At 63.2% G+C, this 16,262-nt stretch carries 4 protein-coding genes; all 4 read right to left on the bottom strand.

Annotation, left to right across the window (positions count from 1 at the left end; genetic code table 11):
- Nucleotides 1-52: 52 nt before the first annotated feature.
- The 4 genes from OG947_RS15730 to OG947_RS15715 are packed head-to-tail and all read right to left on the bottom strand — an operon-like array spanning nucleotide 53 to nucleotide 16,240.
- The gene (locus tag OG947_RS15730; protein ID WP_328812285.1) at nucleotides 53-2,233 is read right to left on the bottom strand and encodes a 3'-5' exonuclease; all 2,181 of its coding nucleotides are present in this window, start codon (nucleotides 2,231-2,233) and stop codon (nucleotides 53-55) included.
- Between the two features lie 23 nt (nucleotides 2,234-2,256).
- Nucleotides 2,257-8,661 carry a DEAD/DEAH box helicase gene (locus tag OG947_RS15725; RefSeq protein ID WP_328812284.1) on the bottom strand — a complete coding sequence of 2,135 codons (6,405 nt, stop codon included), beginning with the start codon at nucleotides 8,659-8,661 and terminating at the stop codon, nucleotides 2,257-2,259.
- A complete protein-coding gene (locus tag OG947_RS15720; RefSeq protein WP_328812283.1) occupies nucleotides 8,661-13,409 on the bottom strand; it encodes a DNA methyltransferase in 4,749 nt (1,582 codons plus the stop codon). Before OG947_RS15720 ends, OG947_RS15725 begins: the two co-directional genes overlap by 1 nt.
- Nucleotides 13,406-16,240, bottom strand: coding sequence for a helicase-related protein (locus tag OG947_RS15715; protein WP_328812282.1), 2,835 nt, complete (start codon nucleotides 16,238-16,240; stop codon nucleotides 13,406-13,408). The genes OG947_RS15720 and OG947_RS15715 overlap by 4 nt, the downstream gene beginning before the upstream one ends.
- Nucleotides 16,241-16,262 lie beyond the last annotated feature (22 nt).

Below are 16,262 nucleotides of genomic sequence, written 5' to 3'. Positions count from 1 at the left end.
GCTGAATCGGTCGTGACCCTGACCAATGGGTTACTCAACTGCGTCGACCTGATCACAACGCTTGACCGCTGGGCACCAAACTGCTTCTCTCCCCCACCCACATGACGGCCAGCTCATCTCTGGCTCTGGTTGCGGCGACGTAGACGAGCGATCTCTCCCGCTGAAGCGCGTCGTCCCGGTCCCCCTCGGGCAACTGGGCGATGATGTAGTCCCGTGGCATGGCGTTCGCACTCACGCCGACCAGGATGACGTTGGCGAACTCCATGCCCTTGGCGCGGTACATGGTCATTGCCTGCACGCCGGCTGATGACGATTTGCTGGTGTTGTCGACGAATGTGGCTGTAACCCCACGCTCCCCGAGCGCGCGCGGAAGCGCAGAGGCCTCTTTGTTCGCGGTCGCGAGAAGCCCGATCGAGGACGTCTCGCCTCCGCCCCACGCCAGAATCTGCTCCGCAACTTTGTCGTAGAGGTCCGATAGGTTTTCGGCCTGGACAGTCGTGGGCGTCGGGCCCGTCCTCGCGGATCGGTAGCCGGCAGCGTTCTCGCTGTCACCCTCGAGGCCGACGAAATCGTCTCCGGTCAGCACCTCGAGTGCGTAGTGCAAGTTCTGCTGAGTCGTGCGGTAGTTCAACGTCAACCGTCGAGATCGACCGACAATTTTGATTCCGAGTTGTCCGAGAACGATCTTCTGGCCATAGATGCGCTGGTGAGCGTCTTCGGCGAAAAACAAATCGTCGGGGCCGGCGGGTGCCAGCGCGCGAAGCAGCTTGAACCGACTCGGCGTGAGGTCTTGCGCTTCGTCGACGATCACGTGATCGGCTAACCCGCCCTCGACGGATTTGACAACCTCGGCCGCGATCGCTGCTTTCTCCTCGAAGTCGGCGTATCCGGATGCGGCTGCGCCGGAGCGATAGCTTTCGATGACATCCCACACTGCGTTGCGCTTTCCCCGGTTGAGGGACACACCTCGGCCCCCGCGCCGCACCCTGAGGTATCCGTCGCGTTCGGTGATGCCGTGTGGCAAAACGACAAGGCTGTATTCAGTTTCGAAGAACGACGGAATCGACAACTCTGGTGGAAGATCGACCCCACCGACGGCAATGGCGTTCTTCCATGCGTCGTCGATCCGGCGGCCGAAAAGTTCTGATGTTCGCGGGCCCAGAACACGACCGACCGGCCCGGGGTCATCCGCGGTTCCGTCGAGGTCCCCTTTGTGGCGATGCAGGACCCGCGCAGCGATGCTGTCGACACTGGCCACGAAAATCCCTGGTTGCCCGACGTCGGCGGCGATCGGCAGTGACGGATCCAGAAGCTTGAGTTGCTCGACAAGACTGTCGGCAAGAGTTCGGTTGAATGTGGTGAGCACTATTCGCGCCGCTGGATTGCGTTGAGCCAGGTATCTCGCCCTGTGTAGGAGCACCACGGTTTTGCCCGTGCCTGCACCACCGGTCAGCCGGAACGGGCCGGTTTGATCCTTCTCGACCCAGACTCGCTGCTCGGGATGCAGAAACACCCGCCACGCGGCGAAGTCGGCTGCCTCGATGGCTGCACGCAGCTCGTCGTTGTCCTCAACGAACGCGAACTGCATCCGAGCCGCCGGGTGTTTCAGGGCGGCGATCAGACGCTCGTCTTCGGTCCCCTTCTTGGGAATCTCGAGTCGAAGCGCGTAACGATCTTGAACGTCCGACAGTGCAGTTCCGGTTGCGAGGTCGACGAATGCCTCGCCTTGCCATTTCGCTGGCGCCTTTTGCGCGTAGGCGAGGATCTCGTCCTCGTCGCCGATCTCTAGAGCTCCGTCGGCGAAAGCGCTGTCCATTCCCAGAGCAGTGAGATCCTCGTGCGCAAACCCCCGTGAGCGCAGTGTTCGATCGTCGACCGGTTTGAGCGCAGACGGCGCCGGTACCGCAGCACTTGCCGCCGCAACTCGCTCCGGCTGGTACGAAATCTCGGCGATACCGTTGCGTGGGTTGATAGCCAACCGTCGGGTTCTGGCGATTTCGATGGCTTCGTCGTGGGGGTAGGCGCCGACGAACACGAACAGTCGGTCGCGGTCGGGGTCGGTGATCTCGAATAGAACAGCACGCCAGAAATTGTCGACGCGACCCGTACGAGCACGAGGGTCGGCCGAGTTTGCCATCGGCTCGATGTGCAGGCCGGACGACGCGTGCGATTGCATCAGTTTCTGGAGGAAGGCAAACACCTTTCTCTGCACACTGCCGTCGATGTTGTTCATGTCGCCTAGGACGATTTGCGGCATTAGCTGCTCCCATTCGTTACGGCGTCGAGTGCGGCCGCGGCAATCTCGGCGTCAGGCAAGACGATGGTCCATCCGGCATCCCTCAGCTCCTGCCGGTCGCGGTCGTTGAGGTCAAAGTTGCTTGCAATGTGCTGTTTCGGCCAGGAGATCTCGATGGGAAGCCCATTCACTTCCTCGCCGACCACCGGTACGGGAACACCGGCCGCGGCGAGTGCCAGCACAAAGGACTTGGCGACGTCGGTGACCTCGTCGAACACTGCTTGCCACGCCGGATCTAACCCGGTGGCAGCCGCGGTCTCGGCAGTTGTGTCATCGACACCGATCGTCATCGACGCCGATGCGAGGTGACGGCGCGAGCTGATGGCGGCCGCTCTGGTCCGCAGCTGAAGCAGGTTCGACCACAACAACCATTCACGCCAGGCATCTACCGAGCTGTCGCCCAGAACGTCGTCGCTGTCATCGAGAACGACGGCGATTTCCGACTCTTGATGTCCACCGCCGGGGATGCGAATCGCCACCGCTAGTGTTGCCGACCGCCAGACGAACGTGTCACCGTCTGCATGGGTGATTGCTCCGCCGTCGAGCGCATCCAGCGCCAGCTGGGCGGGCGACCCTCCGCCCGATCGGACGGCCGTCGCCGCCACGGCACTGACGGCGAGGATCGGAAGATGTTGCGCAAGTGCTCGCCTCGGGGCAGGGGTGGGGTTCTGGACCCAGGCGATGAGCAAATCGAGCGCGGTACCGAACACCAGGTCGAGGGAGCTCTTCGACAGGGTGTCGCCCGCGATGCGCAGGACCCCCGGGACGAGTTCACGACGCAGCGCACCGCTGACCACGGAGTTGTCTTGCAAATCTTCATGGGTGACCGCTATAACCTGGTACCCACCGTCGCGAAGATTACGACGCTTTTCGGCGTCGTCGGCAATGCGGTTGTGTGTCGCGGTGGCGTGCCAGCGTCGTCCGTCGGTGAAGATCGCCGTCGGCGGGACACCGGGGTTGGCGGATGTCAGGAGAAAGTCTGGCTTGGATCCGAGCACATTCTCCTGGGGGCGAAGTGTCCACCGGTTGCCAGGGCCGAGCGAAATCGTGAGAACGATCCCGCGATCCGACGGCGTCTGCGACACATTGGCGCCTAGGGCGTCGAGGCGTCGGGCGAATTCGGTACGGAACCTACGTTCGAGCGCAGATTCGGGATCATCGTCGGCCGGTTCGTCATCGACTATCACCCACGGCATTGCCGCGGGTAGAGCTGCGTCGTCGTCGGGTGTCAGTTCACGGCCGGCGAGCAGCGTTCTGAGGTGTCGCTCGGCGGCGCTGCGCGAGGTGAAGCGCACCTCCGACGGGGCTGCGAGCGGCAGCAGGCACTTCTCGCACGCCAGCTTGCCGTCACCCGCGCAAGGACACCTGGCAACCACGTCGTGCGCCAACCGCAGTACGTTCCAGATGTTCTCGGGGCCGGCCAGGTCGGCCAGATATCCGGTCCCGCCGGGCACGACATCGTGCAGCAACAATCCCGGGACTACCGATCCGGACGTGGTCGGAACCTGCACGACGACCACCTGCAGGTGGTCCGGCTCGCCGCCGATGCGCTCACGCAAGCCGACGAGCAAGGCAGCCGACAGCGAGGGCACGGCAAACGAGTCACCCCAGGTGATCGACGGTGGCAGCCGCAGGACGATGCCCTCGGTTGTCAGGGATCGCGCAAGCGCCAATGTCGTAGTCGACTCTTCTGCAGCCTTCCGCAACGAACACCACGGGCGGTGTTCCCTGGGATGGTTCTGCCGAGTGTCGGTGTCGAGCTTTCCGCATTCCGAACACACCCGGAACATGCCTGATTCGACCTCGGATCCGGCCAATTGACGGGATGACCCGCCGGTGCGACTGCTCCCCGTGTTGATCCATCGAATCGTCATGTCGCGCCGGTGAGTGACACCGAAACCGAGATCGTCGACGAACCACCGACGTGCGTAGCGGCTCGGATCTATATCTGCCGCCGTGACGATGCTGTACGGCGTGCGGTTGCGCTCGTCCCTGCTGTCGTCGATGGCAGCCTCGTCCCGACGAATCACGGCGGACACGCTGGTCAGTTCGATAACCGGCAGCGTCTGGCCGGTATCGGCGATCGCAGCGCTACCGCATCGCGGGCATGTAGTGGGCGCCGCCCGGTCGATATGCAGTTCCGCGATGAATCCGCAGGCCGGACAACATGCCCACGTGCGGATGGCGTCGTTGTCGACGCCGAGATCCACTGCATCGATTTCGATGGCGTAGCCGCCGGCGTAAAAGGTGGAGCCCGGGGCGAAGTCTCGAAGCGCCTGCGCAGAAGCACGTTTGAGCTCGAAGTCCGTTTGACGCCATTCCGCCGACGCCGGGTCGACCCAGTGGACCGCCACGGACAGCGTTACCGAGTCGTCGAGAAGCGTGTAATTCGGTAGCAGCCCGAACGTCTCGAGCGCGCTGATCCAGTATTGCGACCGCAGCGACGACAGTTGCTTCGCGACGAGCCCCACAGAGACCCGCGCAGTGCGGTAGGCAGCCTTGTCTTCGTCTGTCGCAGCCGAGTTTCCGGCTTGCTGGCCAAGCTCTTTGAGGCTCGCATTGATGGCTTTGCTCCGATGGAGCAGCGTCTCCACCCGGTGTTTCCATTCGGTGGATGCTCTGTGGCCGCGTTCCGCGAGCTCGCTCGTTCCCGGTCCGTGCGTCGCTTCGGGGAAAGCCCGCAGCCGCGCTGCGACGTCGGGGTCCAGGCTGGGGAAACCGGCAAGGAATTCGTCGACGTAGTCGACGGCGTGTGCTTCCGCGTCCGAGATGAGCTGTCCGATGAAGGTCTCCGGACCGGTCGCTCCCAGCGCCTCGGAGATGGTGCGGGGGTGGATCCGATCCGACCGCCGTGCCGCGCGGTCCGCGACCGAGGCAACAAACTGACGCCGCAAAATTTCTTCGGCATCGAGATACGTCGCAGGTGGTCTGACGGACCCGTTGATAGTAGTGTCCGGGCGGGCGAACCGCGGAAGCTGATCACCCCGCGCGGTGACATAGGCGAGAGCCAGTGCATTACCGGTGAGACGACCGGCGCGGCCAACTCGTTGAACATACGACGCCACCGACTTCGGCAGCGATGACAGCATCACCGCAGACAGGTCGCCGATGTCGATTCCCATTTCCAATGTCGGGGTTGCCACCAGGACGTTCGGCGCATCCGGCTCGGGATCGGACGCCTTGAACTCCGACTCGTACCTCAGACGTGTCTCGTCGTCGAGAAGTGACGTGTGTTCTCGCGCCACTACGCGTCGTACATCGTTGTCTCGGTACATCTCCCGGTAGAAGTTGTCGGCGATCGGATGCGGTTCGAGTGTGCCGCTGCACCGATCGAGGAAACAGGGTCCGTGAATCAGCTGCGCGGTGGCGCTGGTACCGAGCACACTGACGTCCCCACATACCGAGCAGATCAACGAGGCGGACTCCGCTGCGATCGCGACCGTGTCGAGCGGCCGCACGACAATGGAACTGGGTGCAAGCGCAAACGTGCGGTTTCCGGTGGCGGTGGCCAGCTCGCCGAGGACCCCATCGCGAGCAAGCCGTTCGACCAGCAGACGCGCAATGCCGGCGCCCTCGGCGCGTGTCACGCCGAGATTTTTCGCCGCCCACTGAGCGTGCCATCCACGGGTTGCGGCTACTGGTTCGAGGTCGGAGTCACTTCGCTCGAGTTTGCCGATCAGCGGGAATCCGGGTGCGGAATTACCTCGACCGAATGCGGGCATGCCGTCGCCGCGGGGCCGCCCGCCCGTCACGCGCCAGCGCGCGCCGTCCTCGGCGCGGAACTTCTCGAACCACACATGAGCAATTGCTCCACGCAGTCGCATGTGTTCGACCACCCCGCGTGCCCAGCGGACCAGTCGCTCGTCCGTAGGTCCCTCGTCGAATGTCAGCTGCAATCCGGCGGATTCGACCGCCGCCCGCCCCGCTGTGCGCAGGGTGACGACTGGGACGGCGACCTCGGCCACGGCAGTCCCGGTGCGGCTGAGCGTCCGGCCCACGGTGGATCTGAGACCGAATTCCAATGAGAGGTCGAGCAGCAGCCGCTTGGCCACCCGCGACCGTGATGTGCCCACCTGGGCAAGCTTGGGGCGCGTCCAGAACATCGCGAACTCGTCACGGTCGGCGAGATCCGGCGGCAGCAAGCGGTACCGGGCATGCTTGTCGTCCCCAGCGTCCGAAATCATCGTCTGGGCCAATGATTCAAGGTCGAGACCATCCTCCGGAACGGCCCGACGGATGAGAGCTCGCAGCGTCAGCGATCGAGATCGGGCTTGGACGAATCCGGCCCGGTGTGCGGCATCCTGCACGCTGTCGGTGAAGACCAATGCGCGTTTCTCCGCCGAGTCGAGGTCGGGTGTTCCGAACATCGTTGACAGCGACACCGACAGCATGGTGGCAATGGCCGATCCGAGAAAACGGATGCCGTCTCGCTGCCCGCAGGACGGGCACACGTCGCGCACCGCGTTGGTTCCGGCGTCGGCGCCCAGGTCGACGAGGACCGGAACTGCGCCACCTTCAGCGAGAGTGGCGATGTCGGGCCGTGCCGTGACGATGCGCCGCTCTGCGGTAATGAGCCACGCCAGCCGTGATGTGTCCCCGGGTTCCTGGACAGGGACGGGAGCATCCGCACCGAGATCGCCCTCGGCGGGGGCATGGATGAGCGCACGGAAACGGTCGTCGTTGGCGGCACGACGTCGGCGGATGGTCGCTTCATCTGTGTCGAGATCGGTTCCCGTGGGCGCGAGGACTACGCCCCACCCGGACCGGTTGCACAAGCGGCAGTACACCGCGGGAAGCGAGGGCGCAGTGTCATGGTCGCCGCCCAGCGCATCGACGAGAATGCCGTCGTCGCTCCAGGTGAAGGACGGGGCATCCGAGACAGCCCTGTCGAGACGCGTGAGTTCACGAATCCAGAGGTGGACGTCGATCGACAGAGCGTGTCGATTCGGACCAACGGCGCGGATATGGCTGAGTGCCGTGATGAGTGCGCCCAACGCGACCCGGCGTTGCAGTGGTCCGACTTCAGAGCCGGACCACCCTGAGCCGCTTCCGGTGGCGACTGCGAAGGTGTCCGAACCGTCGTCTGGCGCGAAGAGGTCGGATTCGGCAAGGTCGGCGACCGAGACGGCTGCCGCGCATCTGCCGACCAGACGACCCACCAGAGGGTGTGCACGAACGATGGCCAGCGGATCGGACAATTCCAGGACACCGTCCGTGCCGAGGACATCGCCAGTCAGCGCGCGACAGACCGCATCGGTGACCTCCGCCGGATCCCGACGCGCGCCGGCATCCGCGAGGGCGACGACGAGGTCGTCATCAATGGCGGCCAACGGTGGCGGAGCGGTGCCGAGCTGATCCGAGCCACCGCCGAACCTCCACTCGTCCAGGGAGAGGCGTGATTCGGTGATGACGGCATCGTCGGAGAATTGTTGCCCGAAGACGGTTCGTGCGAAATCCAGCATCGCCGTTGGATCGTTGCTGTCTCCTAGGGTTGCCGATGTGGCGATCGGCGTGATCGTCCCCAGCGGGCTCGACGACATATCGACGGACGCGTCGGCCTTTTCACCGCGAATAGCGCTGAGCGTCATGCCTAGTCGGCGAAGGAGCATCGACACGTCGGTCCCTTGAGCACCGTCGTAGGTGTGAAACTCGTCGAGTACCAGGTACTGCAGACTATGGGCGCTTTGTTGCCACAATCCTGCGTCGGCACTGCGAAGTAGAAGCTGGTCGAGCATCTTGTAGTTGGTGAGCAGGATGTCGGGGGCGACGCTGCGTATGACGTCTCGGTCGGTGATGAGTCCGTCAGCGGAAACGACGGTGCGCTCGTCTCCCGCCTCGCCGGTGTAGAGCGCGGCCGTAACCCCGGCTAATGCAGTGTTGCCGGCGATGGTTCGAGCGAGGCGCCCGGCCTGGTCATTGGCCAGCGCGTTCATCGGATAAAGGATGATCGCCTTGGTACCGGTGATACCGCGACGCTTCGCGCGCTGCACGTGATCGAGGATCGGGTACAGAAACGCTTCGGTCTTGCCGGAGCCCGTACCGGTGGTGACAAGGGTCGGCCGGGGTTGCACGTCTGTACCGTCCGGGCCGTACGAGCTGAGGCGCTCGAACGCCGCGGCCTGGTGGCCATAGGGCGGAAAGCCCTCGTACCACTCCAAATTATCGCGCCAACCGTCAGCGGCAGGCCGGAAGGGAAGGCGCAGCCGCAGATAGGGTCCACGGAACATGCCGTTCGACGGGTCGGACAGAAAGTCGTCGAGGGTGCGCCGCGCGTCGGGGTCGGACAGTGCAAAAGTCGTTCCGAGATAATCGATCAGACTTGCGGCGATTCGATCGGCTTGTGCGAGCGGGAGTAGCTCCGACATCAACGGCCTTCAGCCCGAGTGGACTTCTGCGCTATAGGGGGTGTGCTACCACCGATGCCAAATCGGCGCTCGAACACTGCGTACGCCTCTCGCATGTCCTTCTCACGGTCGAGGAACTGGAATGGCAGCTCATAGACGTAGGTGTTGCCCGATGCGTTCGTGGCTGTCCGCTGATCAAGCGATAAGGAGTCACCCCTCTTGCGCCATTCTACCAATACCGATTGCGGGACCAGCCGACCGTTCGAGTCGTACAGGTACGTCTTCCGGTCGTAGCCGAATAAGACGGGAAATTGGGTTCGGTAGGTAGCACATAGTTCATCGGCAGTCACCCCGAGACCGAACGCGACGAGAGCGTCAATTTCGATCTGCGCCTGTCGGCGACTTGCTGGATTGGAAATATACCGTTGCGGGACGCTCTGGACAGCGGTTGGGGCAGTGTCGTCTACTCGCGCGGACGAGGGCACGGTGTCACTACTCTGCAAAGCAGATGCAAGGTCCTCTCGCAGCCCATTAAAGACTGAACCTACGAAAGCAAGGCGCCCGTACAGTTTTGCGCATTCTAGACGAATACGCTGGTCGCTAATCCATGGAAGACGCGTAATTGTCGAGAATAGTAAGTCTGACTTTGGAACGGACCGAACCTCGAAATCGGCAACCAGCGATGTCATTATCGCTCCAATCGCGACCAGGTCGATGACCGAGCGTTGCGGCAGTGCAACCGAGTAAAGTGTGTACAGAGGAGCCGGACCTGGCGGTAACATCGCCGAAATGAGTGTGCGCTCACCAGTATTGGCCGCCATTCGGCGCCATACCACGCGGTTGCAGTCCACTGCCCGGACAGTTCGCACAAGTCCGTCCTCGTCAGGGATCTGCCAAGAAGTGTAAGCTGCGTCGTATCGACTCCTTTCTCCCAACGGCTTATACGACGTCGCGGGAATCCAATCGGCAGGAAGGTTTTCCAGATCTACCGGCGACCAGTCCTTGTTACTGCTCATTGTCGAGTTCGGGGTCTTGTACGCCGGGTTGCCGACGTGAATATGTGGTCCCTGCAAGATGACATCATCCCAGGATTCCGGCGCACCCCAGCTCGAGTCGAAATATCCCTTGGTGCGGTCATTCTTCTCGTGCCATCCAGGCGAAAATAGCAATCCAAGTTCACCGACCCGCGGCGCGGCCGCAAGCTTTTCGAGGACCGCCGCGGCTGAAGAGTTCACGGTGTACACCATGCGGGAACGACGCGCGGGAACACCGGCATCTTCGAGCACGTTCTTCCACGACTCGAGCACGGTGTCGTCGACGGTGATGATTCTGCCGGCATGGGGTCGAAGGTCCCAATTGCCGTCAGGGTCCTTTAAACCCGGTTCGACGCCAGTGCCATCGTGAATCAGCGATCGGTCCACCGTGTCAGGGCTATATAGCGAGGCTGCCGATAGAAATCCAGGATCGTTCTGCCGCCCATATACATTAACGCCGAACGTCACCAGATTGTGAATCTCGTACAGTGCCATCTCATTCACAAACTGCCAGTGCCGTCTAAGCCGCGCGTACGTGGCTTCACGGAGAAACCCGGCCTTTTCATCAGTGAAATGAGACTCGGGGTGAATAAGGGTGACGATTCCAGAGGATGATCGGTGCTGCCACGTTCGTTCCATGAAGCATCGGTAGAGATCCGGTTGAAGACCGTCCAGGTGCGGATACTGCCGCCGATCTCCGACAAAAGCTGCGACGGCGGCAACTTCTGAGGTTCCGGCAACCGCAAGATCTCGGATGCCCTCCTCCTCCAGAACCGCCGAACGACGCAATCTGTACTCCGCTTGGGTCGGCTTCGTTGCGAGCGAGAACCAGGGGTCACCCTCGGACAGCAGCGCATCGACATCCGACCTCGGCCGCACCCACGGCGGATTCCCCACCTGCAAGTCGAATCCACCACGTCGAAAGACGGACGCAAAGTCGAGTTCCCAGTGAAAGAATCCTTGCCGCTGCGAAACTCGCTCGGCAACAGCCAACCACGGCCGATCTGTCAGAACATCGGTAACAGGGCGTGCTCCGGATAGGGTCCGATCAAATCCCTCAGCCGTGTCCAAGTCGGTCCAAGTACGGATGTCGAAGAGGTTCATCTGGCCGTCACGCTTCTCACGGGTGGTCTTCGCAATCGGACTGCCGAGCAAATCGGTCAGCGTATCGACCCACTCCGCCAAGGTCGGCGGCGCAACAACTACCCCGTTGACGGTCGCCTCACTGTCCACCAGCGGCCAAAACCACAGCGCACACCACGCATCCATCACTCGACGAAGTCTCCGATACGCACCGTCGGGGTCAGCGAGGCTCGCCTCGATCACCGCACGGGTAACCACGGGCCCTGCGGGATGCTCTGCGGGGGCCGCGCCCCACAGGTGCAGGTCACGAGCGACCTGGGCCTCGGCGATCTCGAACCGTCGAGTTGCCAGCAGCCACAAAGTCTCGACTCGAGCGGCGAGACCGACCAAGGTGGTCACCTGCTTGGCGGTGGGAGACGTTCGCAGAGTTTTCTGCCACGCTTTCACGCCGGCCAGGTGCTCGGGAGCCAGCTCCTTGGCATCCTTCGCAGCCACCGTCGAGCCCCACCCACTGGTCGGTACGAGGAAGTGGTGAATCCCGTTCTTGGGTGCGGTAATTTGCTCACCCGGCATGACGTCGGCCAGTCCAACGTCGACCGGTGTGGCATCCAGCCAGCCGCGCGACCGCAGCTCGGCACCCGGAATCAATGCCCGGCGCGCACCGATCAGTGAATTACCGCGCCGAAGCCGTAGGCCGAACCAAGGCGCCTCGAGATCGCGGACCATGGTGTCCAGCCACATCGAAATTTCGGCGAACTCGACAGCGGTGGCATTAAGATCCACCCCGTACACCTGGTGAAGCGCTATCGACGCCTTAACCTTCTGCAGCTCGATCGGGTACAGCTCAGGGTCAATTTTCTCGTTCAGTTCACGCTCACGCCGCACCAGATACTCGCGAGCGAGCTGACGGACAGCCTCGACCGCGAATGCGCCAGATCCGAGAGCCGGCTCACATACCGTCATTCCGAGAATGTCCGCAGCCGACGTGGTTTCACCGTCTTGGTCCAGCAGCTCGGCGAGGGCCTGTCCCACGGTGAATCGGGTGAGCACCTCGGGGGTGTAGTACGACGCGGACTGCTGGCGCTCGCGGCCGGCGAGACGGAAGACAAAAGTCCCCCGCTCGTGGCGCACGGGAACCAGCTCCCCGGAGTGCTCGTCGACAATCCGGACGTAGTCCTCAGCCGAAACACCGTCGATTCGCCGCTCCGGCACCACCCACGTGCCCTTGGACGGATCGCCGTTCTTCGCTACCTCGTACAGCGTTTCCTCGGCCAGGAATCCCGTGTAGCTCATCAAACCTTCGTATACGGCTCCGAGCTGATTGATTCCGAGTTCGGCGTAAGAGATGAACCCGCGGTCGCGGCCCCTCACTTCCTTGCTCAGCAGCAAGTGCCGTAGCACGCGCTGCATCGCCGCATTCCCCAGCCGCACCTCGTCGATGAGAGGAATCGCGCTGTCCGCGAACAGGTCTGCCTCGAGCCGCCGAAACACCAAACCTTCGGCTAAGCTCGCGGCGTCGCTTCCGCCGTCGTATCCCTGATCGACTCGGCGGCACAGCAAGCCCAAGGAGTCGAACAGGTGTGTGCCGCTCTCTGCGCGCGGAGTCACCAAGTCAACGAGAAGCAGTTCGCGTAGCCGGTCGAGGCTGTAGCCGGCCGAATACGTCGGGTCGCCTACCGGGAGAACGCCCAATTCCGGTTTTGCCTCCGCATAGAGCAGAAACAGCACCCGATACAGCAGACGCAACGATTGGCTTCCCAGATCGCGCGCCTCCACCGACGAGAGCTGGTCGAGACCGGCGTCGCGGCGTCGCGCCACCACGTCGTTGGCGATGATCTCGATGGACAGTCGCACGCCCTCTCGGAGATCCTTCGACACACCAACGGTGTGTTTGGCGGATTCCGCGATGACCGAGGCCCACCACAGATCACCCTCGGCGTTGGGGGCCAAGCCATCAGCGGACAGGCATGCCAGCGCACGATCTGTTTCGCCGCCGCGCTTGTCGTCGGCGCGCTCGGCGACGAGGCGGAGATCGACTGCCAGATAGCGACCTTCCGGCCAACGACCGCGAGCGGTCAGCAGCGCCGTCGAACCAGCGAGAACTAGTACGAACTGGGGTCCATCGTCGTCCGTTACCAGATTCGAGACCGTTTTCGCCACCGAGTACAGCGTCTCCGAATCGTCGATGTTCGGACGGAACGGCGTCAGCAGACTCTTCTCGTCGCGGGCGAGCAGCTGCTCGACAGACAGGTTCGCGTCGGCTTCGACGATGACCAGGGGCGCCGGCCCTATCAGCCCGCGCGCCTTCACTGTTAGAACCGGGCCACGTTCGGTGTCGGTCGCACCGACGCGATCAACCTCGAACTGCGACCCACCCGTGTATCCGAGCGCGTCCAAAATTGTGCCGTAAAGGGATTCGACGACCGACCGGTCCGAGTTTTCCCCGAACTGAAGCATGGTCCGCAACAACGCGGCGCGTTGTTCGACGAATCGGGTGCGCGGTGTCGCGTGGCCTTCGTCGCGGACGGTGTCCCATTCCTTCCGCACGGCCAGCACTTTGGCGTGGAACGACTGCGAGGTGGCGTCGGTGGTGAAGTAGTGCTCGCTGACGAACTCTTCTCCGAGAACGAATGCATCTGTTGCCGAACTCATCGAGCGGCCTCCTCAGTGGTGGTGTAGGCGGAGACGTCGTCACCGACGGGGACAACCATGAGCAGCGGGCGTACCAGACGCCGATCCGGATTCATACTCGTCGCAGTTACTTTCTCGCGCTCGACCGCGTCGGCGCGAGCAATGAGATCGCCGAACGTCTTCGCGGCACTACGCTCACGCTCCCATCGATCGGTCCGGGCAACCCAGTCGTCCATTCGTGCACGAGTCTCGGCGACGATCGCGTCGGACTGCAATTGCGCCGCTGCGTCGGCGCCTCGCACCGCGGCGGCGACCAAGGGTTGCAGAGCCGCGACACCGTCGAGGTCACCCGCATTGATATCGGCGATGTTCAGCGCGGCAATCACACCGGCGAAGGACGGATACGGGGTGACCATCGCGGCCTCAGGCGCTCCGACATCACCGAACCCGACGGTGTACCAAGAGGCACCGACCACCTGGCCGCGGGTGTTGGTCTGTGTGCTCTGCACCAGAACGGTCAGCCACGGCACGCCGCCGCGCACCGCGAAGATGCTCCGCCGGCCCAGCTCGGCGAGCACCCGATCCGACGCCCAGTCGAGCACGGGATGCAGAGGTGCGAGATAGTGCGCTTCCGGCCACGCGGACGACGATGCTCCCGACCTGGCGGCCACCAGCTCCTGCTCGCCCTTCAACGTGGTCAGCGCGAGAACGAATCGCTCGTCGATGCGCCGAGCTTTCAAATACGACTGCGGCAGGACTCGCAACCGCTGCGCCAAGTCGCGAGGCGGCACCAGACTGGCCAGGCTCCCCTGGTGACGAGTCCACGCAACTCCGCTGGGCGGAGGCTTACCGGGGGTGTCGAGCACCTGATCCAGAGCGGCCGACAGGAAGTCGACGTCGGTGGCGTAGAGGCCCGACGCGCCGTCGACAGTGGTGGTGACTGCTGGAAGCTCCTCGGTTTCGTCAACTGACCCCTGCGCGAGTTGAGCCAGCAAACCCTCGATTCCGCCGCCGGTGGCAATGTCGTCGACGGACTTCACTACATCGTCCAGCGTCGACTCCCCCGCCAAGACTTGGCGGATCGCCTCCTCCTCGGCCTTCACGTCATACGTCCCCATGAGGGAGGACGATTCACCCAGCGCGCGATGCGCTTCGTGCTCTCTCTCGACCAGCCGAGTCAACACACGCAGGTCTCCGGAGAAGCGCGGCGTCGAGGGAGTGAGAAGCAGTGTCACGATCTGCGGACGCTCACGCTGGCCGAACCGATCGATGCGGCCGTTGCGCTGCTCGATCCTGATCAGGCTCCACGGGATGTCGTAATGCACGAGATGGTGGCACCGAGCGTGAAGATTCACGCCCTCCGATGCCACGTCGCCGGTCACCAGGATTCGCACCGGTGACGACGCCAGCTTGAACGACTCCACCACGCGCTGCTGGTCGACATCGCTGAGGCCACCGTGCAGCACCGTTACTTGCCCTACTTCATCACCCGAGGACGCGGTCATGCGCAGGTCTTTCGCCAGCGCGTCGTGCAGTGCAGTCAAGGTAGCGACCCGCTCGGCGAACACCACTACCCGCGTCTCCGTGGCCACCGACACACCGATCTCCTTCAGGTGCGCAAGGAGTGCCTGGTACTTCGCAGACTGCCGAATGGTTTGCTGGGCAGTGAGTTCGAGGAGGCGGTCGAGCGCCTTCGCTTCGCGCCGCTGCGCTTCGTCGTTCATGTCCATGCGGCGACGACGTTGCTGGAGCGACTGCACCAGCGCTTCGGGCGACGACAAGTAGGCCTTCGCAAGCACCCAGGGAAACAGCCGTGATGTGCTCGACGAGGGTGATCCACCGGCTCCTGGCCACAGCCACACGTCTTCGAGCTCACGCGCCACTGCATCCTCTGCCGCCGTAGCCGGAACGGTGATATTCCGTGGCGGCTGACGTTCGGCCCAGTCGGAACCGACCTCACCTGCCACGTCGGGGTGGTGGCGGTGGCGACGAATCACCAGCCGCGCAACCTGATCCAAATCGAGCTCACCCGACGGCAGCACCGCACTCGGGTCCAACATCCGCACCAATTCAGCGAACGACTCTTCACGCCCGTTGTGCGGCGTGGCCGACGCCAGGATGAGAGCGTCGGTTTTCGACGCAAGGAGGCGCGCCAAGCGGTTGTTCTGCGCAGCGGTGTTGGTGACGTTGTGCGACTCGTCGATCACCACCGCGTCCCACTCCTGCTTGCGCAGGTGTTCGAGGTAGCGGTCGCTCTTGAGAGTGTCGATCGAGATGATGACCCGCTTGTAATAGGTGAACGGGTTCCTCGTTGCAGGGAGAACCTGCCGGATGCGCTGAATACCCGCCGAATCGAGGCGAACGAACGGCAGTGCGAAACGCGTCCACAGCTCCATCTGCATCTGTTCCAGAACATGCTTCGGCGTGACGACCAGAATGCGATCTCCGCGACCGCGCCGCACCAGCTCGGACAGAATCATGCCGATTTCCAGCGTCTTGCCCAGCCCGACAGCGTCGGCGAGCAGAATTCTGGGCCGAAGTTTGTCCGGGTGCAGAGCCTGGCGCACCGCCTTGTATTGGTACTCCAGTGGACGAGCAACACCGCGGTGCGCGGTGGTCAGACCCGGCTCGGAAATGGGTACCGGAGTCTTCCGCACCATCGCGTCGAGCCACAGACGAGCGCGGCGGAAACGCTCCGACGTGTCCGCCTCGATGGTGACGGCAGTGGGTTCGACCTCCACGACGTCGTCGAGTCCTGTGGCGAACCGCGCCGACGTGTCCCGAACCAGTTCGCTGAGGCCGATGACGTCGACAACGAAACCGTCAGACACTGGTTCGACCTTGGTGACCAACCACTCCTCGTCTCGCACCTCG

The organism is Rhodococcus sp. NBC_00297 (assembly GCF_036173065.1).
Taxonomy (GTDB): Bacteria; Actinomycetota; Actinomycetes; order Mycobacteriales; family Mycobacteriaceae; genus Rhodococcoides.
This window is presented reverse-complemented; position numbering and strand designations above follow the sequence as displayed.